General features: G+C 45.1%; 18 protein-coding genes. All 18 read left to right on the top strand.

Annotation, left to right across the window (positions count from 1 at the left end; translation table 11 throughout):
* Positions 1 to 171: 171 nt before the first annotated feature.
* The 18 genes from P22_RS10555 to P22_RS10475 all read left to right on the top strand — a co-directional run bounded on the left by P22_RS10555 (position 172) and on the right by P22_RS10475 (position 23258).
* Positions 172 to 1026, top strand: a complete 855-nt coding sequence (locus tag P22_RS10555) for a sugar phosphate isomerase/epimerase family protein (protein ID WP_054260192.1) — start codon at positions 172 to 174, stop codon at positions 1024 to 1026.
* A gap of 24 nt (positions 1027 to 1050) precedes the next feature.
* Positions 1051 to 1920, top strand: coding sequence for a class II fructose-bisphosphate aldolase (locus P22_RS10550; RefSeq protein WP_054260191.1), 870 nt, complete (start codon positions 1051 to 1053; stop codon positions 1918 to 1920).
* A 19-nt stretch (positions 1921 to 1939) separates the two neighbouring features.
* Positions 1940 to 2428, top strand: coding sequence for a PTS sugar transporter subunit IIA (locus P22_RS10545; protein ID WP_054260190.1), 489 nt, complete (start codon positions 1940 to 1942; stop codon positions 2426 to 2428).
* Between the two features lie 108 nt (positions 2429 to 2536).
* Positions 2537 to 2836: a PTS fructose transporter subunit IIB gene (locus P22_RS10540; protein WP_054260189.1), complete on the top strand. Its 300-nt coding sequence runs from the start codon at positions 2537 to 2539 to the stop codon at positions 2834 to 2836.
* A gap of 16 nt (positions 2837 to 2852) precedes the next feature.
* A complete protein-coding gene (locus P22_RS10535; protein ID WP_216598064.1) occupies positions 2853 to 3875 on the top strand; it encodes a PTS fructose transporter subunit IIC in 1023 nt (340 codons plus the stop codon).
* A 27-nt stretch (positions 3876 to 3902) separates the two neighbouring features.
* The gene (locus P22_RS10530; RefSeq protein ID WP_054260188.1) at positions 3903 to 4820 is read left to right on the top strand and encodes a cupin domain-containing protein; all 918 of its coding nucleotides are present in this window, start codon (positions 3903 to 3905) and stop codon (positions 4818 to 4820) included.
* Positions 4821 to 4963: 143 nt separating this feature from the next.
* Positions 4964 to 5974 carry a dihydroxyacetone kinase subunit DhaK gene (locus tag P22_RS10525; protein WP_054260187.1) on the top strand — a complete coding sequence of 337 codons (1011 nt, stop codon included), beginning with the start codon at positions 4964 to 4966 and terminating at the stop codon, positions 5972 to 5974.
* Between the two features lies 1 nt (position 5975).
* Complete coding sequence (dhaL, locus tag P22_RS10520) at positions 5976 to 6626, top strand: dihydroxyacetone kinase subunit DhaL (RefSeq protein ID WP_054260186.1); 651 nt, start codon at positions 5976 to 5978, stop codon at positions 6624 to 6626.
* Positions 6613 to 7278 (top strand): HAD family hydrolase, encoded by a 666-nt coding sequence (locus P22_RS10515; protein ID WP_054260185.1) that lies wholly within the window; start codon positions 6613 to 6615, stop codon positions 7276 to 7278. The genes dhaL and P22_RS10515 overlap by 14 nt, the downstream gene beginning before the upstream one ends.
* 753 nt (positions 7279 to 8031) lie before the next feature.
* Entirely contained in the window at positions 8032 to 8850 is an 819-nt protein-coding gene (gene licT / locus P22_RS10510; RefSeq protein WP_054260184.1) for a BglG family transcription antiterminator LicT, read from the top strand.
* A 133-nt stretch (positions 8851 to 8983) separates the two neighbouring features.
* Positions 8984 to 10888 (top strand): beta-glucoside-specific PTS transporter subunit IIABC, encoded by a 1905-nt coding sequence (locus P22_RS10505; protein WP_054260183.1) that lies wholly within the window; start codon positions 8984 to 8986, stop codon positions 10886 to 10888.
* Positions 10889 to 10934: 46 nt separating this feature from the next.
* Positions 10935 to 12233, top strand: coding sequence for a hypothetical protein (locus tag P22_RS10500; protein WP_054260182.1), 1299 nt, complete (start codon positions 10935 to 10937; stop codon positions 12231 to 12233).
* Between the two features lie 172 nt (positions 12234 to 12405).
* A complete protein-coding gene (locus P22_RS10495) occupies positions 12406 to 14643 on the top strand; it encodes an arylsulfatase (RefSeq protein WP_054260181.1) in 2238 nt (745 codons plus the stop codon).
* A 306-nt stretch (positions 14644 to 14949) separates the two neighbouring features.
* The gene (locus P22_RS10490) at positions 14950 to 16194 is read left to right on the top strand and encodes an anaerobic sulfatase maturase (protein WP_054260180.1); all 1245 of its coding nucleotides are present in this window, start codon (positions 14950 to 14952) and stop codon (positions 16192 to 16194) included.
* A gap of 406 nt (positions 16195 to 16600) precedes the next feature.
* Positions 16601 to 16681 (top strand): hypothetical protein, encoded by an 81-nt coding sequence (locus P22_RS21560; RefSeq protein ID WP_373432671.1) that lies wholly within the window; start codon positions 16601 to 16603, stop codon positions 16679 to 16681.
* Between the two features lie 80 nt (positions 16682 to 16761).
* Positions 16762 to 18120 (top strand): prolyl oligopeptidase family serine peptidase, encoded by a 1359-nt coding sequence (locus tag P22_RS10485; RefSeq protein ID WP_054260179.1) that lies wholly within the window; start codon positions 16762 to 16764, stop codon positions 18118 to 18120.
* Between the two features lie 42 nt (positions 18121 to 18162).
* The gene (locus P22_RS10480; protein ID WP_054260178.1) at positions 18163 to 19578 is read left to right on the top strand and encodes a glycoside hydrolase family 1 protein; all 1416 of its coding nucleotides are present in this window, start codon (positions 18163 to 18165) and stop codon (positions 19576 to 19578) included.
* Positions 19579 to 19634: 56 nt separating this feature from the next.
* Complete coding sequence (locus tag P22_RS10475; RefSeq protein ID WP_069972804.1) at positions 19635 to 23258, top strand: alpha-L-rhamnosidase; 3624 nt, start codon at positions 19635 to 19637, stop codon at positions 23256 to 23258.
* The last annotated feature ends 389 nt before the right edge of the window (positions 23259 to 23647 follow it).

Genomic DNA, 23647 nt, shown 5'->3' with positions numbered 1-23647 from the left:
ATCGCTGCCAAGATATATTTATTTCATGCATGAAATATGTATCCGGACGATGTGCAGGCAAATGAATTAAGAGCTAAGGCCGCTATTTTTTTACTTTGATAAGACTGAAAATTTCCATTGTAAAAAAAATAGCGAAATTTATAAATTTAATATCAATGGGAGGGAATTTAAATGCAGTTTGGTGTCGACACGTTTATTTGGACAGAAGTATTTAAGGAAAAAGATCTGTGGATCATCCAAAAGGCAGAAGAGCTGGGTTTTGAAGCTATCGACTTTGCCATTGCTCATCCGGAAACATTTCCTGTCCAGCAGGTAAAAAAGGAATTGGCCAAGACGAAACTAAAAGCCGTAACCAGCACAACCTTAAATGCAAAAAACAGTCTTATTTCCGATGAGCCTGCTGTCCGGCAAAAAGGGATCGAATCGTTGAAAAAATTGGTGGATATTAATTTGGAATTAGGCTCGGATATTCTCGGTGGCGTAAATTATGCCGGATGGGGTTGCTTAACCGGAAAACCCAAAACCGAGAAGGAATGGGAGCATTCGGTGAGCAGTATGCGTATCGTGGCCGAATATGCATTACAAAAACACCCGAAGTTGAAAATTTGTGTTGAACCGGTGAATCGGTTTGAGACCCATTTCATCAATACGGCCGAAGAGGGAGTGCGCTACTGCAAGGCTGTGGGAACAAGCAACATGGCGGTTCATCTGGATTGCTTCCATATGATCCGCGAAGAAACAAGTTATACCGAAGCTGTTGAAACCTGCGGTAAAGAGTATCTCGGATATGTCCATGTTTGCGAGAATAACCGGGGGATTCCGGGAACCGGGTTAGTGCCCTGGAAAGAATTCTTTACCGCTCTAAATCATATCGGTTATGAAGGGCCCTGTGTGATTGAGTCATTTGATCCTAGTTTTGAAGAATTGAACGGCCAGTGCGCGATTTGGAGAAAGTTTGCCGATACGGGCGAGGAATTGGCGGTGAAGGGGTTAGCTAACCTGAAGAAAATTGTTCAGGAACTATAAATAAAAACTAGGGGGAATTCAGACATGTTAGTCAACATGCAAGAAATCTTGAAAGATGCAGAAGAAAAAAAATATGCGATTGGCTGCATTAACACACCGAATGTAGAAACAATCCGGGCTATTATTGGTGCGGCGGAGGAACTGAATGTTCCCATTATTATTGATCACGCAGAAGTGCATGATCCGTTAATTCCCATTGAAAGCATTGGTCCTAAAATGGTGGAATATGCCAAAGCCGCTAAAGTGCCGGTATGTGTGCATCTTGATCATGGTACCGATTACAACTTTATTATGAGAGCCATCCGGTGCGGTTTCTCTTCTATCATGTACGATTGCAGCGCCCTGCCGTTTGAAGAAAATGTTGCAAAATTACAATCGTTTACTAAAATTGCGCATAATTTGGGGTTAACGGTAGAAGCTGAATTGGGGATCATGTCCAGCACGGAGGAAGATTCGCATGGCGGTAAGCCGCTGACCCGTAAAGATATCCGCAAAAGTTTCACAGACCCGGCTCAGGCGGCCGAATTTGCCGAAAGAACCGGAATTGATGCATTGGCCGTATGTTTTGGGACCATGCATGGCATTTATGCGGAAGAACCTTTGCTGGATATTGACCGGGTAAAAGCCATCCGGGCGGCGATGCCCAGGGACTGCCGCGTGGTCATGCATGGCGGCAGCGGTGTTGATGCGGCTCAGGTGCAGGCTGCGATCAGTGCCGGATGCTCTAAGATTAATTACTATTCCTATATGGCTAAAGCAACCAGCAAGCATGTTTATGAAAAATTAAACGCAGTGAACGGCAATGCATTCTATCATGAAATCCAGGAGGACGCTTATCACTTTATGAAAACCTATATCAAAGACGTGTTGACCGTCTTTAAAAACGGCAAATAAAAGGCAGGAGAATTTGTATATGAGTCAGATTGATTTAGCAGAAGTCTTAGTTAAAGAGGCAGTTATACTGGACGCTGGCAATGTGGCAAGCAAACAAATGGTGTTTGCTTGCTTAGCCAGCCAGTTTAAAAAGGCCGGTGTAATAAGAGATACTGATGAATATATCAAATCTTTGGAAGAAAGAGAAAGTATTGGCTCCACCTTCATGGGGAATTTTATTGCCCTGCCGCATGGCCGGAGCGAAACGGTGATAAGGCCGGGAATTGGTTTTCTCAGATGCAAAGAACCGTTCCGCTATCAGTCTTTTGATGAAGAAGGAGATGTACGGTATGTTTTTATGCTGGCGGTCTCCAAAGGGGAAGAGGGCTCTAATGAACATTTGCGCGTTTTGGCTTCCCTGGCACGATTGCTGGCACACCGGGAATTCATCGAAAAGCTGGAACAGGTTGAAACGTATGAAGAGCTGCTTGCAATCGTGAAAACATGTCAGCAGGAGATTGCAGGCTGAACCAGAGGGTGCAAGATTGATGGCTGCGCAAAATAAAGTCATCAATCCCTGCCTGCTTGGGTCGGGGTAACTGTCGGATACACAAATACGGTAAGGGAGGAAAAAACAATGAAGGTGATTGGTGTTACTTCCTGTGCGACAGGTGTTGCGCATACGTATATGGCGGCAGAGGCCATAAAAAAAATATGTAAAGAACGAGGCTACGACTGTAAGGTAGAATGTCAGGGTGCATTAGGCATTGAAAACAAACTTTCCAGCAGTGATATCGCGGCAGCTGACCTGATCGTATTTGCAAATGATGTAAAAGTAAGCAAGGAGGAAAGATTTGACGACTATACCGCTAAAATTTTTAAATGCACACCGCATCAGGTCATTCAGGATCCAACAATTATCTTTAAAAATAAATAATGGGGAGAGATGATGGATGATGAAAGAAAAGTTACGTGAGATACAAGAGGCATTATTGTCCGGGGTGTCCTATATGTTGCCTTTTGTCATTTCAGGCGGGATCTTAATCGCTCTGGGGTTTGCCATCGGTGGCTATGATATTCCCACGTCGGTCAAGGAGTTTGGCAGTTTCTCCTCCACGCTGTTTTGGGTAGGGAAAAAAGCGTTCGCGTTAATGACCCCGGTGCTGGGCGCTTATGTTGCTTATTCCATTGCGGACAAGCCGGCGATATGTGCCGGTATGGTTGGCGGTTTGTTGGCCGATTATCTGGGAGCCGGGTTTTTAGGGGCTTTGATTGCGGGTATTTTTGCCGGCTATCTTGTCAATGAATTGAAAAAAATTCCCCTTCCGGCTTCTTTGCGTTCCTTGCTGCCAACGTTAATCATTCCTTTATTAAGCGTTTCGATTATGGGACTTTTTATGGTATACATCCTCGGAGGGCCTATTGCGACGTTAAACCATGTTTTGCAAAGTTTCCTCAAAAGTTTACAGGGCGGCGGCTTAATTGTTCTCGGAATTATTCAAGGCTGTATGTTGGCGTTTGATATGGGCGGCCCTTGTAACAAGGTTGCCTATGCTTTTGCGCTTGCTGCGGCGGAAGCCGGAAACTGGGCGCCCATGTCGGCTAACTTTGTTGCTTCCATGGTACCGCCGCTGGGAATTGCGATTGCCTGCCTGGCGGCAAAACAGAAATTCACGGTTAATGAAAAGGCGGCGGTTCCCGGTTTATTTGCCGGTGCTTTTGGTATGATTACGGAATTTGCCATCCCCTTTGCCGCTGCCGACCCGCTCCGCGTTATTCCTTCTCTGATGGCAGGTTCGGCTGTTGGCGCTACTTTATCTTATCTGTTTGGCCTGACCATGAATGCCCCGCACGGCGGATTGTTCGTATTCTTCTTATCCAACAATATTTTGTTATTCTTAGTTGCTTTGCTCTGTGGCGGATTGGTTACAGCGACCTGTTTGTCCCTTGCCAAAAAGACAAAGACAGCAGAATAATCTTATGAAACCGGGAGGACTTTTATTATGGCAAAGTTAGTTGATATTCTAGAGAAATTTCCGTTTGAAGCAAAGGATAAAAAACCGATGCTAATTAGGAAACGTGATTATTCAACCGCGTTATATCCGCCGGATAACGCGTTCACCAGTGACAATACCTTTACGATGGTTTCCACCGATACTTTTATGCTGGGAATTTATGAATTGGGTCCGGGCGGTGTATTTGCTCCGTTGGATATTCATCCCGGCGATGAGTCCTATTATATTTTGAACGGCCCGGTGGTACAGCGGAGCGGCAACGGCCAGTTTGCTTACCTGCAGACCGGAGAAGGGTTATTCATGCCGGAAGGGGCATGGCATTGCTGCCATAACTTTTCCGATACCAAAGCAAGAATTTTATACTTCATTACCCCCAAGGCCTGGAGTGAAAATATTCCGCCGGCTGTTATCCCCAGTGATGAGGAAACTAAGTATTATAAGGGCGCAAATAATGACAAGCTTCCGAATATGAAAGGGAAAATAGCGGATATTTCGCGCCAGGGCTGTACGGACGATATCGGTGCGTGGCCGGTTGATCCTCACGAGGCGAGAAAAACCGGAGCCGTTTATGGAGTCAGGGATTTTGAAAAGCTGAATAATATTCATGGAACCAAACATCCCATGCTTATGCGGTTTATTACCAGCAATGATTATGGCCATTTTGGCGAATTCGTTCTTCCGAACGGCGGAGGGTACGGCCCCAGATGTTCTGATCCGGATACGCATGCCGGTGATGCGGCCCTGTATTGTATTGACGGGCCAATGACCATAAACCTGGTGGATTTACAGGAAAGTTTCGTTATGGATCCGGAAGATACATTTTTCATTCCGGCCGGTGTCAAGTACCAGCTGGTGAATTTTGAGAATCATCAGGTGAAAGCTGTTTTCGCCATCACAAAACTATAAAACAAAAAGCATACAGCCGTTGACCGCACAACGGCTGTATGTTATCTAGTGTAGTTTTTATCAAATGGAATATCGGTAAACAAGAGAAATCGATTGACTAGGTAAATAAGCATATAGGTGCACATAGTAAGGAGGAGAAATAAATGCAGAGAATCATTAATGATCCCGATTTTGTAGTGGAAGATATGCTGAAGGGGTTTGCCAAATGCCATAAAAATCTAATTCATGTTGATAAGAAAAATCCCAGAGTGGTTGTTTCGAATTTTTGCAAGAGCAAGAAAAAGGTTGGTATTGTGACCGGCGGCGGTAGCGGCCATAAGCCGGCCTTCATCGGGTATTGCGGTAAAAATATGGTAGATGCTGTTGCCGTCGGGGAGATATTTTCCTCGCCTACTGCCAAAGCTTTTTACGACGCGATTTGTGCGGCGGACCAGGGAATGGGAGTAGCCTGCCTGTATGGAAATTATGCCGGCGACAACATGAATGTAAAGATGGCGATGGAACTGGCCGCCGATGATGGGATCCATGTCAAGACTGTGGTTGCCAATGATGATGTTGCCAGTGCGCCAAAGGAAGAGATAAAAAAACGCCGTGGTGTTGCCGGCGAGGTTTTTATGTGGAAAGTCGGAGGCGCTAAAGCCAATCAGGGAGCCGATTTGGAGGAAGTCATACGGACAGCGCAGAAGGCCATTGACAATACGCGAAGCGTTGGCGTCGGCCTGGGGCCCTGTACAATCCCGGCCAATGGCAAACCTAATTTTTTAATTGAACCGGGAACGATGGAATTTGGTATCGGCCACCATGGCGAGCCGGGGATACGTGTAGAGAAATTAGCCAGTGCCGGAGAAATGGCGGCCGTCATGACCAGACTTGTGGTAGAGGATATTCCGTTTGGTCGGGGCGATGAACTGGCTGTGCTGGTTTCCGGGTTAGGTGCTACACCGGTTATGGAGCAGTATATTTTCTTTGATGAAGTGGAAAAACTTCTGAGTTGCCAAGGCATGTCGGTGTATAAATCCTATGTAGGAAACTATTTTACTTCTCTGGAAATGAATGGAATAACCTTAACCGTTATGAAACTGGATGACGAATTAAAAGAGTGCCTGGATGAAGAAGTGGAAACAATGGGGATGACTCAGGTTAGGAGGAAATGAAATGGAGTGCATTAAAAACAGTCATAATGCCGTCATCGTACTGGAAATTATCGAGGCCATTCACCAAAATGCCGGTTATTTAAGTGAAATTGACGGGGCAACCGGTGACGGTGATCATGGCATCAACATGAACAAAGGCTTTATGCTTGCCAAAGAGCGGATTACGGCGGATATGTCGTTATCCGAAGCCTTTAAGATACTGGGGCAGACGCTGGTTATGGATATCGGCGGTTCTATGGGACCGATATACGGTACGTTTTTTTCGCAGTTTAGCAAAGTTACCAAAGGGATAGAAAATATAATCCCGGAGACCGTGCTGGCAGCACTGGAGGCTTCTACGGAAAAGCTTATGGAACTGGCAGGCGCAAAACCGGGTGATAAAACGCTGATTGATACTATTTATCCAGCTAAAGAAGCATTTAAAAGAGCGCTTGAAGGCAATAAAGGATATGCAGAAGCGCTTCAGGCAATGGCCGCAGGTGCGCAAGCGGGAAAAGAGCATACCAAAGAATTGGTGGCTAAAATCGGCCGGGCGGCCAGACTCGGCGAAAGAAGCAAGGGGTTTCTGGATGCGGGTGCGACCTCCTGCTGCATTATTTTAGAAACCATGTCCGGAGCCATGCAAAGGGTGATTGTCAATGAGCAAATATAAAGGCATCATCTTTGATTTGGACGGCACACTGCTGGATACGCTGAGCGATTTGGCCAATAGTGTGAATGAAGCGCTGGAAAGTTACAGCTATCCTACACATGCCAAAGACGCATACCGGCTTAAGATCGGCAGGGGCTTTCGCAATCTGATCGAACAAAGCATGCCGGAAAATACCGATCCGGCCATTATTGATGCAGGATTGCAGCGCTTTCTTGCGGCTTACAGTGAAAACTACAACAAGGAAACAAAACCCTATGAGGGGATTGTTTCCTTGCTTACAGCCTTGCAACAAAAAGGGATAGCATTGGCTGTAAACTCAAACAAGCGTGATGACTACACCCATAATTTGCTTCGGCAGTTACTGCCGGAACTTGATTTTATCGCTGTTTACGGTGAGCGTCATGATGTTGCCAAAAAACCGGATCCGCAAGCGGCGTTGAAGATTGCCGGGCTAATGAAGCTGGAGCCGCAAGAAATAGTCTATATTGGCGACTCTAAGACGGATATGGTTACTGCGCACAATGCCGGTATGGATAGTATCGGGGTATTGTGGGGGTTTCGCGATGAAGCGGAATTAAAACAATATCATGCGACTTATCTTGTAAAGCGGCCACAAGAAATCTATGATATTATATTTCCGGAATCGGAATAATACTGCGGACTATCAGAAGGCTGGATACAATAAAGATAAGATTAAATTCAACCTGACTGTGGTTTTTAATGAGTAAGACCTGTGCCATTTGCAATGCAAAGCAGGATAGAACGCGCTGATATATGATTTTTTAGATCTTCAAAATTATTTGACTATTTACAAAAAACGTGGTACAATACCAAATAATTAATTGAACGGAATGCTGGATGGTGACATTGAGTTGGCCAAACCTTCAAAATCAAGTTTTTGGAGGTGATTTTTGTGAAATGAATAGTCTGAAGATAAGACGAAAAATGACAGGATAAGGAAAGCTGTCGGTTTTTCGTCTTTTTATTTGCTTGTCCAGAATAGCCGGACAAGCCTGATTAGCAGAATGCTTACGGTACATAAGGTATTACCCAGATTGTTGGAACGTTATTGTAAGAATTTGAACAGGAACGCATACCGTTAAAGACGCCGAATTATTGGATTGGAGCCGACCTACGAGTCTTTATTCAAAAATCAGGGTTTAAGTACAATAAAAACAACCCCAAAACACCTGGCTGATAACGGCAGATGTCGTATAAGATTGAGCTTGTAAAGCTGCTGGGTAATCAATGAGCAGACAGAAAAATATTAAAAAATGTAGGAGGAAAGATCTAATATAGCTTGATGATATGGAGATTTCTCCGCCTGTTACTCTAGCAGCAGTTTTACAAGAGATCAGGTCAAGATTAATTAAGGAGCTGATTTCACATATGATCATCAAAAAAAATACTGAATAATAATGTAATTATTTCGGAAGATACGAAGCGGCGGGAAATTGTTGCGGTAGGCAGAGGCATAGCCTTTAAAAAACGCTGCGGCGAATATGTTCCGGACAATGCCGTTGACAAGATTTATACGCTTTCCAACCACGATGTTTTAGAAAAGTTTAAGATGCTGCTGGCAGATCTTTCACCGGAATACATGGAAGTTTCCGGTAAAATCATTGAGATGGCGGAGCAGAAACTTCAGAAAAAGCTTAATGAGAGCATCTATATTTCACTTACCGATCATCTTCATATGGCAATACGAAGGTTTCGTGACGGTACCGTTGTACGGAATATGATGCTTTGGGAAATTAAGCGTTTTTATCCGGAAGAATACGCTCTGGGAGAAAAGGCGCTTGCCATCATTCATGCAAAGTTTGACTTGGATCTTCCGGAAGATGAAGCGGGCTTTGTGGCGCTCCATATTATTGATGCCCAGATGGGAAACAGGCCGCTGGCAGACAATATTACTCGCTTAATACAGGAAATTACGAATATTGTACGTTATACCTGTGCTGTGGAGTTCAATGTAGATTCACCGCAGTATTGTCGTTTTGTGACCCATTTGAAATTCTTTGCCAAGCGTATGTTTACGGAGAAGGCATCCGTAGGTGAAGTAGATGAAGAAATGGAAAAGATGGTCCAGAAAAAATATATGACGGCCCATCTATGTGTTCAAAAGATCGCGGAGTTTCTTGCCGGAAAATATCATTACGAGCTCAACGCGGATGAAAGGTTTTATCTGATCATCCATATTGCCAAGGTGGTAGGAAAGCGATAAGTTGCTGTAAGCTGATAAAGTCAGTTTTATAGAATCCCGCATAAAGGAGGATAGGTAGTACAGCCGTTTTGGATGGTGACATTAAGTTGGCCAAACCTTCAAAGTTATTTTGAAAATTTTGGAGGAATCAGCGATGAGAAAATATGAAGAACTGGCAAAGGCCATCGTGGAAGGCGTTGGCGGAAAAGACAATATCATATCGTTGGCGCACTGTTATACGAGACTGCGCTTTAAACTGCACGATGAAAAGAAAGCTGCGACGGAGACTATCAAAAATCTCGACGGCGTTGTGACGGTTGTGCAAAGCGGCGGTCAGTATCAGGTGGTTATCGGCAATGAAGTCGGTGAGGTACACGATGAAATCGTAAAGTCCCAGGGCATTGCCGACGGCAGCGCCGCCGAAAAAACAGAACCGGATAAAAATATGAATTTGCTCGATAAATTCGTAGATATTATATCCGGGATTTTTACGCCTATTTTAGGGGTGCTGGCGGCAAGCGGAATGATCAAGGGCTTTACGGCTTTGTTCGTCGCATTGGGCTGGATTGAGGAAAAAAGTGGAACTTATCAGATATTGCAAACCATTGGGGACGGACTGTTCTATTTCTTTCCGATATTTTTAGGGATCACGGCAGCGCGTAAGTTTAAAATGAATGAGTTTAGTGCCATGGCCGTAGGCGCCGCACTGGTTTATCCGACGCTTAGCGTTATTTTTACCGGACAACCGCTTTACCGGATGTTTGAAGGAACCATCTTTGCATCGCCGGTACAGCTCGAATTTCTGGGAATACCGGTTATCCTCATGAACTATGCATCCAGTGTTATTCCGATTATTGCGGCGATTTATTTTGCTTCAAAGGTGGAAAGAGGCCTTGCGAAGGTCATTCCTGCGATGGTTAAGGGGTTTATGGTGCCGTTCTTTACGCTTTTGATCGTCATTCCGGTTACCTTTATAGTCATTGGACCAATCTCTACCTGGGCTGGGCAGATTGTTGGTGCGGTTACAACAGGGGTTTTTAACTTTAGCCCGATTTTAGCGGGATTTTTTCTCGGAGCCTTTTGGCAGGTATTTGTTATTTTCGGCCTGCACTGGGGGCTTGTACCGATTATGATCAACAATATCGCAACTTCCGGGACGGATCATATTGTGGCCATGACGTTTGCGGCTTCCTTCGCCCAGACAGGAGTTGTTCTTGCAGTTCTACTTAAAACGAAACATGCGAAGCTGAAATCTCTCTGTGTACCGGCATTTATTTCCGGTATTTTCGGCGTAACGGAACCGGCAATCTATGGGATAACGCTGCCACGCAAAAAAATGTTTGTGATTAGTTGTATCGGAGCGGCTATTGGTGGAGGAATGCTTGCTTTTTTTGATTCTCAATACTATATGTTTGGCGGGTTAGGCATCTTCGGCTATCCTAGTTTTGTAAATTCGGCGATAAATGATATGGCAGGAATGAAGGGCGCCATGATGGTTTCGGCGGCAGCATTTATGCTCGGTTTGCTTATGGCATATCCGTTGTATCGCGATAAAGAAGAAATAAAATCGACTGTCGTGCCCAAGGATGGTAACGGGCTCGTCGAAAAAGAATTTTTCACAAGCCCGCTGACCGGCACAGTAAGAACTCTTGAAGATGTGCCGGATGAAACGTTTTCTTCCGGGGTACTTGGTAAGGGGGTTGCTGTTGAGCCAATCGAAGGCAGGGTGGTGGCGCCGGCAGACGGCACCGTGGCAACGCTGTTTCCGACAGGGCATGCGCTTGGTCTTATCACGGAAAAGGGGACGGAAATCCTTATTCATATCGGGATCGATACCGTTAAATTGAATGGACAATATTTCAGTACAAAAGTGAAACAAGGAGATCGGGTGAAGCAGGGACAGATTCTTGTCGAGTTTGATATGGACAAGATCCGGGAAGGGGGCTACTCGGTTATTACGCCGGTGCTCATTGCTAACTTTCAACAATATTTAGATATCATTGTGACGGAAAAGAAAGAGATTTCCTATACGGAAAATCTCATTACAGTTATTGCCTGAAACCTGATAAAAAAGTCCATAACAATTGACGGGGGAGAATTTAATAATGCATAAAAAGTTAGCGATAGTCATTATTTCTTCATTTCTACTCTGCGGTGGAACGAATGTACAGGCTGCACCCAGTTTTTTTGCCGCTGTACCGGCGACGGACTGGTCTTACGCTGCGGTAAACGAACTTATTCGCACGGGAAATATTAAGGAATATCAGGAAACTATACCGGAAGGCCGTGTGATGAGCCGCCTGGAAATGGCGATGATCGTCAGTAAAGCACAAAAAAATATGAGTGCCTTTAGCGAAGTGGATCAAAATATAATTTTGAAACTAAATGCTGAATATTTATACGATTTAAAAAAATTGGAAGTTTTAGAGAAAATTGATAAACTGGAAGAAAGTAAAGCAACAGAAAAACAAAGTTCTGCATTGGAAGTAAAAAGTGCGGAAAAGAAACCAAGTCCGGTAAACATCAGTGGTTATGTTCGGAATCGGGTAGATTATGAAAAAATAGGCGATAAGGCAAGCAATAGCCATTCAAGTAATATTTACAGCTATATCAAAATCGAAAATAAAATCAATGACAACTGGACAGTCGGCTTGGTGAATGAAAGCTATCAATGGCTTAAAACGGCAACGGGTTTAGATTCGACCATTCAGCCCGGAAACTCTACGGATTTATATTTCAGGGGACCTTTTCTTCACACAGAGGCAACGTTTGGTAAATTTAATCTTTTCACCAATGGTGGTTTTATAGCCGATTCAAAAGTAAGTGGTATGAAGATGGAATGGGGCGATAAGCTAAAATATAACTTCACTATCGGTCATTTGGAAAATGCAGAGGATCTTCAGGGAGCAAAAAATTACTATCCATCTACTGGGGGGGCTCCATCCTATCAGGCGTTTACGGTAAATTACCCTATAGCGCCAAAATCTAATATTGCAGCAGAGGTCCATAGAATGACTTATGGTGGAAAAACTAAGAATTTTTTCGAACTTGGTTATAATACGCCAATTGCTGAAAATGTTAAATTTGTGGGTCTGTGGGGTAAAGGTGATAGCACTGTCGATGACACGGGCAGTTCCGGCTACGTAACTACATTGCAATTTAGAGAAATCCATCCGATGAAAGCGGGTAGTTGGGATACGTATGTAAAATATTTCCATTTACCGCGAAATTCTAATATAGATACTACGTATAGCTGGTGGAATGGCAAGAGAGGACCACGTATTGGTGTAGACTATGTTATTGACAAAAATTTCACAGTCGGTGCGATGTACGATTTCCAAACCCCTTTGGATGGAAGCGAAAAGGTAAGGGCAGCTCGTCTTGAAATGTATCTATTCTTCTAAATTTAGTAAATGGAGAAGCGGTTTTCAGATGGTTAAACCAGTGGTTTATCAGCTTTACAACAAGCGGATTATAGGTTAATGAGCCGCTGATTTAATATTAAATAAACTCAAAAAGATTTTGGCGGAAGCATCGTGTTTCGATGTATTCCGCAAAAAATGGGGGGTAGGAAGCATGAGAAAGTATTTACAGAAAAAATACTTGAAAAAAGTATTATTAGTTGGACTTGCTTTGACGACGGTCAATGTGCCTGCCAATGTAGTGCAGGCTAGTGCAGGGACACCGGAGGGCGTGTCGGCAAACATTAAGCATGGTAGCAAGGAGAAGACAAACTTTGTGTATATCGTTATGGACGATATGGGTTTTAGTGATTTTGGGGCATATGGTTCTGAAATCAAAACGCCGAATATTGATAAATTGGCGGCAGAAGGGCTTGTTTACAATAATTTTAATGTTTGTCCACTTTGTTCGCCTACACGTGCGTCGCTTCTGACGGGACGTGACAATAATGCGGTTGGCATGGGGCATATCGCCAGTGTGGATTTGGGCCTAGAGCATCCGAATTTTCGCGGGAGAGTTACAGAGCAGGCTGCTACGGTAGCAGAAATTTTGCAGTCAAACGGCTATAGCACGATGGCGGTTGGTAAATGGCATTTAGCGCCGAATGCAGAAATCTCACCGGCTGGTCCGATGGATAGTTGGCCGTTGGGTAGAGGCTTTGACCGCTTCTATGGTTTTTTAAGTGGGGAAACGGATGAATACAATCCGTTATTGGTATATGACAATCATGCAATTACGCCGCCTAAGGAAAATTATTATTTTGAAGCTGATGTGGCGAGAATGGCAAAAGAGTTTTTGACGGATCAGGTTTCTGCATATCCTGATAAGCCATTTTTCCTCTATACGGCATTCCGTGCGGTGCATTCACCATTACAGGCACCAAAAGAATATATCGATATGTACAATGGTGTATATGATCAAGGCTATGATAAGATCCGTGAAGTACGGTTTGAGCGTCAAAAGCAGCTTGGTATTATGCCAGCGGATGCAAAACTAACGCATGATCCAAGGATTCAGCCTTGGGATTCCTTAAGTACAGATGAAAAGGCAGTGAGCGCCCGTTATATGCAGATTTACGCTGGATATTTGACATATACCGATGAACAAATTGGTAAAATCGTAGATCATCTTGAGGCACTCGGGCAATATGACAATACGATGATTGTGCTCATTTCTGACAACGGTGCGACTGATTTTGCTGGTAATGAGGGCACGGACTTTAGCTTAAAGGCTTATACCCCGATTAAAACGCCTATCGCAGACGTAAAGAAACATATCAATGAACTGGGCAATGCAGATTACGGGGTTGCATATCCGAGGGGCTGGGCGAATGTTTCAGGAACGCCATTTGAAAATTATAAAGGGTCATTATTTGCCGGCGGGGTTCGCGCACCATTGATCGTTCATTGGCCCAATGCGATTGCGGCAGGCAAGGATCATGTGCGTTCGCAGTATGTGCATGTCACTGACATTACACCAACGGTGTTGGATATCGCTAATTTGAAAGCACCGGAAACCTTTAAAGGGATTCCACAATTACCGATGGATGGGACAAGCATCGTTTCAACATTTGATCGTGCGGACGCACCGTCACCAGACAAGGAAAAGTATGCTTTACATGTGAATCAGCGTTCGATGTATAAAGATGGCTGGAAAGCAGTTTCCATCCATAAGAAAGGTACTTTTTTCGAGGAAGATCAGTGGAAGTTGTATCATGTAGCTGAAGATCTTTCAGAATCTACGGATGTAGCAGCGCAATATCCGGAAAAATTAAAAGAGCTGAAAGATGCTTGGAAAATCGAAGCTGACCGTCATGGTACTGCATTGACAGAAGTTTCTATCGGTTTGGAGAGCTTTGGAACTCGTAAAGAAAAAGTATTTAAATATTATCCAGGAACCGGGACGATATTCCATTTAGCAGGACCCAATACGCTGGATAAATCTTTTACGATTACGGTTCCGGTAACGAGGAATAAGAAAGCAGAGGAAGGTGTGCTCTTCTCTACGGGCAGCTATAATTGGGGCTATACGCTGTTTGTAAAAGATAATAAGCTTAAATTTGAATATAATTCTTTCGGACAAATTAGCCGCATGGAAGCTCCTATGCCGCTTGGCAAAGCAGAGGTTCAATTTAAGATGGAAAAAACAGGACCAATGGCTGGAATTGGACATTTGTTCATCAATGGGAAACAGGTGAGCGAAACAAAAATCCCATATCGCTTCTTCCTGAATTCGGAAACCTATGATGTTGGTCGCGATCGGTATGATGCGGTAAGCAAGGAATATAAGAAAAAAGGCGAGTTCCCTTTCTCTGGACAGTTTGATTATGTGATGGTCGAAATAGAGGATTAATCAAATGAACGATTAGAGGAGTGCTTTTAAAGTTGAACGGATCAATCTGCCAGGGGATCTGTTCAACTTCTCTATATTTTGGTTTCGTATTATATATGGCATATAGTCGATTTTATATTAAGATTAAATTTAGCTGTAACTGACGCGAGTATATAAGTGGAGTTTATTAAAATAAATTTGATTTTGTTTGATGTTGATTTAGGGATCATCAGTGTGGAGAAAGTAGTAAATCATATGGAAAAGCTTAAACTTAGAAAATGATGATTCGCCTTTGATAAAAATAAATAAGAACAAGGTGAAAGAATTATGATGCGCAAATATAACTCAGTTCATATATTAGCAAAACCGATTGGGCCTGTATGCAATTTAAATTGCCAATACTGTTTTTATACTGAAAAAAAAGCCCTGTATCCAAAGCAGGAAGATTACGTCATATCTGATAAGATTTTAGAAACTTTTATTCGTAAATATATTGAAGCGCAATCGGCATCGGAAGTACCTTTTGTTTGGCAGGGGGGTGAACCGACTTTATTAGGCGTGGAGTTTTTTCAGCGGGTGGCAGCCTTACAAAAGAAATATGCCGGAGAGAAAAAGATCGTCAATTCTCTGCAGACAAATGGTACGTTGCTGAATGAGAAATGGTGTGATTTTCTCAAAGAGCATGATTTTCTGGTTGGTCTCAGCTTAGATGGTCCAGAAAAAATTCATGATCGTTATCGTTTTGCATGTTCTGGTGAACCCTCTTTTAAAAATGTCATGCGAGGGCTGGAACTGCTGCAAAAGTATCAGGTGTCTTTCAATGTGCTAAGTTGTGTAACGAAAGAAGCATCTTACGAACCCCTGCAGATCTACCAGTTTTTTAAAAAGAATGGCGTGAAATTCATTCAGTTTATTCCAATTGTTGAACGGCTTCCGGATGAAAAGGCAGTTGCAATGGGATTGCGCCATGCAGCACCGACATCGCCGGGAGCAGTCGCTAGCGTACAGGTTGCACCATGGACAGTGGAGGCGGAAGCGTATGGTGATTTTCTCATCGCTGTTTTTGATACATGGGTAAGGAATGATGTAGGTAGAATTCACGTGATAAATTTTGAATGGGCGTTGGAATCCTGGCTGGGGTTAGATTCTACAATATGTGTTTTTGCGAAACAGTGCGGTGCAGCACTCGTTATGGAACACGATGGTGCGGTGTATTCTTGCGATCATTTTGTGTATCCAGCGTACGAATTGGGGAATATTCTTACATCGGAACCGGACGATTTGGTGCAGTCTCAAAAACAATGGCAATTCAGCTTAGCTAAAAAAGAAGGCCTGCCCGATTATTGTAAGGTCTGCGAAGCAGAATTTGCCTGCCATGGGGAATGTCCAAAACATCGTTTTCTAGAGACACCGGATGGGGAGGAAGGGCTAAATTACTTGTGTGCGGGATATAAAAAATATCTTCGGCATATTCATCCTTATATGAAAGTTATGCGGCAATTAATTGAGAATAGCTTACCGCCGGCGAAAGTAATGGATGTAATTCGGGGACCGCTCATCGTCAAACATTGAACTTTTGTCAAGAGCATCAACGCGAGAAAAGTGCGGATTTATTGCCGGCAAAGGAGAGAAAGAATTTTAGGACATAGAAGGGTATCGTGAAATTATAAAACATTTATGTTGCGGATAAAAACGGCAATGCCGCAAAAACCTCCAGATCAATACGTAGTGCCTACATATAAACGGTTTTTGGCTGCTGGAGTAAAAAATGTACAGTTTAGTTTCTTTGATGATGTACGTGACCGTACGGGTCTTTTATCAGAAAGAAGATAAAACGCCGTTTGAGTATAATGGACACTAGTCTTGGATATACGTTTATAACAATGAATGATAAGTACAATTGATGGTCGCCAAGCTACGCTTATGGAATGGCTTGCAGAACAACATAAATAATTCATAAAGTAAGAACGGAGATAACATCTACCTAATCTTTGAAGTCAAAGACAACGGCACACCGCCGCTGACGCGCTACGCGCATGTGATCGTTACGGTAGAATAAGGCCGGGCGTATCTATCCTACATATACTATTGGCTGTTTGTGCAGACAGTAGATATAGATTTTGAAAGGAAGCGAAACAGATGGGAAAAAGAGTTTGGAAAATTTTTGGCCTCGCGGCAGTGTTTGTGCTGGGGTTCGGCGTGGCTGCTGCTCCCTCTTTGGCGCACAGTACTGTGGCGACATATCGCACGGTTACGGAAGTCCATGACTGGGGGGCGGCGATTCCAAGGATTATCGTGGATCTTGGAAAAGAAGTGAAAGCAGATGCAATTGCCATGGATGCTTTCAAGGTGTATGTAAAACGAAGCATTCCCCGGACTCCTGCCGATAGGCAGGCGGCAGATTTGTATAAGAAGCTTTCTCCGAACGTGAATGATACGAAGATTCTCGGTGATACGGAAGGATACCGGGAAATCACCGGGATTTATGTAGCCGATAAAAGCGGAAAGGCAGTACAACAGGGACGCTATGCGGTGATTGAAATGGAAATAGGACCGGACATCACGCTTGGTTCTCCCCTTAATTTTGATGTGAAAACCATGCGCAACAACTGGGTACAGTGTGATTATACGATCATCCAGGAGAAGGATGTCCCGGCGGTCAAGGGAAAAATAACCGGACTTAAGGTAACGAAGACGGCAGGCAATATCCGTCCGGATATAGACATGTTCCGTTTCGGTGCAGCAGAACATGACGGCATTACTTTACATTATGCAAGCTATGAACCGGAAGGTTCGGCCAAGCATCCGCTTATTATCTGGCTTCACGGTATGGGAGAGGGCGGAACGGACCCGGCGATCCCGATTGCGGCGAATAAAGCGAACCGTTTTGCCGATCCTGTGCTGCAGGCCTATTTTGGCGGCGCCTATGTGTTGGTTCCGCAGTCGCCAACCTTTTGGATGGATGGTTTCCAGGGCTTTGGCGATGGTACTTCCAAGTATGAAGCATCGTTGATGGAACTCATCAAAGAATATGTGGCGGAACATAAGAATATTGATGAGGACCGTATCTATATCGGCGGCGATTCCAACGGCGGTTATATGACAATGCTTATGATCCGCGACTATCCGGATTATTTTGCGGCGGCGTTTCCGACCTGTGAAGCTTTGAAAGACAGCCTTATCCGGGATAAGGATATCGCGGCAATGAAAAAACTGCCGATCTGGTTTACAGCGGCAAAAACCGACCAGGTCGTACCCCCGGCGGAGTATGTCGTTCCTACGTATCAACGTCTTTTAGCTGCCGGAGCAAAAAATGTGCATTTCAGCTTTTTTGATGATGTGCATGATATGACAGGACTGTATAAGAAGGATGACGGGACGCCGTTTGAGTACAACGGCCATTGGTCCTGGATCCATGTTTATAATAATACCTGCGCAAGTATGATCGACGGCAAACTGGTTACGCTTATGGAATGGCTTGCGGCGCAGCATAAATGAGGTTTTCTGAGACTTGACAAAGAAGAGAAAGGGAGAGGAACTATGGATAAAAAATTCCCGGAAGGATTTTTATGGGGCGGCGCTGTAGCCGCCAATCAGTGCGAAGGTGCTTATAATGAAGACGGAAAAGGGTTGAGCATTCAGGATGTTATGCCGCACGGCATAGCCGCGCCGCGTACGGAGGAACCAACCGAGGACAATATGAAACTTAAAGGAATTGATTTTTATCACCGTTATCCTGAAGATATCAGGCTTTTTGCCGAAATGGGATTCAAGGTATTCCGTACGTCGATTGCTTGGAGCCGTATCTTTCCCCATGGCGATGAGGAACAGCCGAACGAAAAGGGGCTTGCCTTTTACGACAAGCTGTTTGCCGAATGCCATAAATACGGTATTGAACCGCTCGTTACCTTATCGCATTATGAAACACCGCTGCACCTTGCTAAACAATATGACGGCTGGACAAGCCGCAAACTCATCGGTTTCTATGAAAACTATGTGCGTACAGTTTTTGCCCGTTATAGGGATACGGTGAAATACTGGCTGACGTTCAACGAAATCAATTCCGTGCTGCACGAACCGTTCATGAGCGGCGGTATCTATACCGATAAGGAAAAGCTCTCCAAACAGGATCTTTACCAGGCAATCCATCATGAACTTATCGCCAGTGCACTGGCAACGAAGATTGGGCACGAAATGATGCCGGACGCCCAAATCGGCTGCATGGTCCTGAGTATGCCTACCTATCCGTTGACGCCCTCGCCGGATGATATGATAGCGGTCATGCAGGCGGAGCATATGAATTATTTCTTTGGCGACGTACATGTGCGCGGCATGTATCCGGGCTATATAAAACGTTATTTCCACGAAAATGGGATCCGGATTAATATGGAACCGGGCGATGAGGAAATTCTCAAAAATACGGTGGATTTCGTATCCTTCAGCTATTATATGAGTGTTTGTGAAACCGCTGATCCGGCGAAGAAGAAAAAAGGCAGGGGAAATCTTATGGGCGGTGTGCCGAACCCTTACCTTAAAGCATCGGAATGGGGCTGGCAGATCGACCCGCAGGGTATCCGCTATGTGCTCAATATGTTCTGGGATCGCTGGCAGAAGCCGCTCTTTATTGTCGAGAACGGCCTGGGAGCCGTAGACGAGCTTATCGATGATGGCATGGGCGGCAAAACGGTCGATGACGGGTATCGTATCGATTACTTAAATGATCATCTCCTGCAGGTGCGTGAAGCCATTGCCGACGGCGTGGACATTATGGGATATACGACATGGGGCTGCATTGATCTTGTAAGCGCCTCTACGGCCGAACTGAAGAAACGATATGGATTTATTTACGTTGACCGCAATGACGACGGAACAGGAACTTTCGCGCGTTATAAAAAGAAATCCTTTGACTGGTATAGAAAAGTGATCGCGAGCCGGGGTGAAATTCTTGAAGGCTGAAAAACAGGTTCCGGCAAATCGCCGGAACCTGTTTTTTGGGAAATTGGAGGAAAGTAATGCATAAAATAGTAAAATGGGCAGGATTTCTCTGTGTGTCTTTTTTGCTTTTTTCCGGTCGGCCGTGTTATGCGGTAGAACAGGCGGCGGAGTTTTATCTGCATAATCTGCAAGTGGAGCATATGACCGAACCGTTGGGACTGGACGAGAAAGTGCCCCATTTCAGTTGGCAGATGCAAGCCGCGGCAAAAGAGCGCGGCTTGCGGCAGACGGCGTATGAAATTATTGTAAAAGACAACCGGGGACAAGTGGTTTGGAATACAGGAAAAGTAGAGGACGGAATTTCGCTGAATATTGCCTATGCGGGTGCTCCTTTACAGCCGGAGACACGGTATACGTGGACGGTTAAAGTATGGAATCAGGCCGGGCGAGTGCAGGAAAAGTCTTCTGTGTTTGAGACCGGGCTAAATCTGGAACGCCAAGGAGAGGGGGACTGGAGCGGTGCGCAATGGATCGGCGGGGATGACGATTTACCGCTTGCGGCCCATAGCCTGGCCGTCTATAAGATCAGTTATGATATGCGTCTGATGCCGGGAGCGGAGCGGGCTGGATTCGTATTTGGTGCGAACGACAGCCGGCTTATGGATCGAAATAAAAATATGTATCAGTTGGAAAATAAAAAAGATCAAAGCTATATTAAGCTTGTAGTTGATGTGGCCGGACTGAAAAAAAGTCCGGCAGAACCGGCAAAACTCAAGATTTATCGCAGCGGGTACAGTCCGACAGATTCACCGGGGCAGCCGCTGACGTCTCTGGATATACCGCCGGAGGCCATCAATGCCGGCAATCTTTATACCCGGCATAACGTGGAAGTCAGCAGCAACCACGGAATACTTCAATTCAACATCGATGGGAAAAAGATCGAACTGCCGCAGGTGAATTTTTGGACAGCCGGTTATAATGTAAATCCTGTCGGTCCGGGCGGCGACTACATCAGCTTTCCGATGGTGGCGGATATCGGGTTTGCGCTTGATAAGGGGCAAAGGGCGGAGTTTTCTTCGGTTAGGATATTGAATTACCGCAGTCCGGGCAACACGGTGTTTTTTGAGAAAATTACGCCGGATAGGCCGTATACAGGGATATTTTCTACTAAGAAAACAGAAGGGTTTTCCGTAAGCCGCGACACCTACCTTTTGGATGGCGGAAAAGATGGTTTGCTGCTCACGGCGGACCCGTCACATGGTTCCATGCCGATGCTGCGGTCGGTGTTTAAGGTACCGGCGAAACAGATGGCAGCCGCACGGCTTTATGTAACAAGCCGGGGTGTTTATGAATTTTACATTAACGGACGGCGCGTCGGGCAGGATTATCTTGCGCCGGGATTTACCCAATACAATGTGACCCAGCTCTATCAGACCTATGATGTGAAGGAATTTATCAAAAAAGGGCAGCTGAATGCCATAGGGGCGCAACTGGCTGAAGGATGGTGGAGCGGAGCTATTTCTTTCCAGGGTGAAAATTGGAATTACTTTGGTGACAGGCAGTCGCTGCTGGCCAAACTTGTGCTTACCTATAAAGACGGTACGCAGTCAGTTATAACGACCAATCCGGAAACGTGGAAATATTTTGGACAAGGACCGGTTGTTTTAGGCAGTATTTTTCAGGGAGAAATCTACGATGCGGGAAAGGAAAAAGCCGTAGAGGGTTGGAGCAGGGCGGACTATGACGATGCTCTCTGGAAAAAGGCAAAGGCTGTTCCGGCAGATGAGAACACGGCTTTTATCGGTACATGGAAGCATTGTATGACCGGTACGGTGAAAGAGCAAAATTATGCGAATGTTTCACTTATCGGTCAAGAAGGAGCCGGAGTGAACGAAGTGCTTACGCTTACGGCAAAAGAGGTAAAAGAGGCGGCTCCACAAACGTTTATTTATGATATGGGGCAAAATATGGCCGGGGTGCCGGACATCAGGATCAAAAATGGCAAAGCCGGCACGAAGCTTACGCTGCGTTATGCCGAAATGCTTTATCCGGAAAATGAAGCAGCCGGAGCCAACGCGGGACAGCTCATGCTGGAAAATATTCGCGGTGCATTGGCGCAGGACACCTATATCCTGAAAGGCGGCGATGAACGCATTCGGCCGCGGTTTACGTATCACGGATACCGGTATCTTGAAATCACGGGACTTGATAAAGCACTGCCGCTCCGGGATGTGCGAGGGAAGGTGCTGAGTTCCGTCAGGGACATCCGGGCCGGTTACGAGACTTCCAGCGAAACGGTGAACCGGCTCTGGCAAAATATCGTATGGTCGACCCGGGCCAATTTCCTGTCCATTCCGACAGATTGCCCGCAGCGCAATGAACGTATGGGCTGGTCGGGCGACCTGTCAATGTTTGCCCGTACGGCCGGCTATATTACCGATACGGACCGCTTTTTGGATCGTCATTTACAGGCACTCAGAGATTTGCAAGATCCGGATGGCCGGTTCGGTGATATTGCACCAATTGGCAACGGTTTTGGCGGCATTCTTTGGGGAAGCGCCGGGATGACGGTTCCCTGGGAACTGTATGAGCAGTATGGCGATACGGGTATTTTGCAGAAACACTATGAGGCCATGAAGAAATATATGGCGTATCTTGATACTAACGTAGCTGCAGACGGTCTTATTGGTGAACGCACCTTACTTGAGCTTGGCGACTGGCTGGGACCGGAATACAGCAAAAATGAACCGGTATTCTTGTGGACCGTCTACCATATTTATGGCCTGGATATCATGGCGCGTACCGCAGCAGTCTTGGGGCAGCAAAAGGATGCCGATTTTTATCGTGGGAAATACATACAGCGAAAATCCTGGTTTAATAAGAAGTTTATCGACCCGGCGACACATAAAACAATAAAGTCGGACGGTTCGGTGATGGATACGCAGACTTCCTATGCCGTGCCGCTTGCGCTGGGAATTTTTGATCAAGATAATGCTCCAGATGCGGCAAAGCATCTCGTGGCAGCCTGTACACGGGAAAATACAGATGATAACGGTGTAAAACGGGGGCCGTACGCACTGATGACCGGTTTTATTGGTACCGCCTGGATCAGCAAAGCACTTTCCGACTATGGGCATAGTGATATCGCTTATAAGATGCTGGAGAATAAGGCCTATCCTTCCTGGTTGTATCCTGTACAGCAGGGCGCAACGACAATCTGGGAACGCCTGGATTCCTATACGAAAGAGAGAGGCTTTGGCGGCAACAACAGTATGAATTCGTTCAATCATTATTCCTTTGGTGCTGTAGGCGCATGGCTGTGCAATTATTCCTTAGGGATTCAGCGCGATGCTGCCGCAGCGGGATTTAAGCATTTTGTTTTACAGCCGCAGCCGGATTTTGCCGGTGCATTGCAGCGGGCAGAAGGGTATTATGATTCGCCATACGGGCGCATAGCAAGCGGATGGAGGCTGGAAGATCATCAATGGTTTTACGATGCGGTGGTTCCGGCGAATACGACGGCTACGCTTTACCTGCCGGTAAGCAGTCTGCCGGTTGCACGCAGGATTTTGGAGAACGGGCAGCCGATAGACGGGAACGAAAATATAGTGTTCAAAGGGTACCGGGAAGGCAAGGCACTGTATGAACTGCAGTCCGGTTCCTATTATTTTGTAATTCCGGATACGGGAAAAGAAATATGACTGGGAACTTTGAATGCAGTAAATAGTTTAAAAAACATTTTAGGACTATGCTTTGGGTTGGTACGGAACAATGAATATGATCCAGACTAGGCTCAGGTAAGCATGAACAGGAAAAGAGGTCGTCTAAAAGCGGGAAAGCTTTCGGACGACCTCTTGCATTTCTTGCGGGCAAGTATTCACTTGAGCTTTTTTATTTTAACAGTTAATCTCTGCTTCATAAAATATAGAGAAAGAAAAATTAAACGTCCATTACGCCGGGGAATGTCAAAATATTCGTACTTGAAACAAAAGATAATATAAACCCCTTTCGGCAAATTATGCTGGCAATATTGGATTTCGAAAAGTATGATAGAGGGAGAGAGAGTAAAAAGGTAGGAATTAATCAAGTA

It is taken from the genome of Propionispora sp. 2/2-37, assembly GCF_001298735.1.
GTDB lineage: Bacteria > Bacillota > Negativicutes > Propionisporales > Propionisporaceae > Propionispora.
The sequence above is the reverse complement of the archived record's forward strand: the minus strand, read 5'-3'. Positions and strand labels throughout refer to the sequence as shown.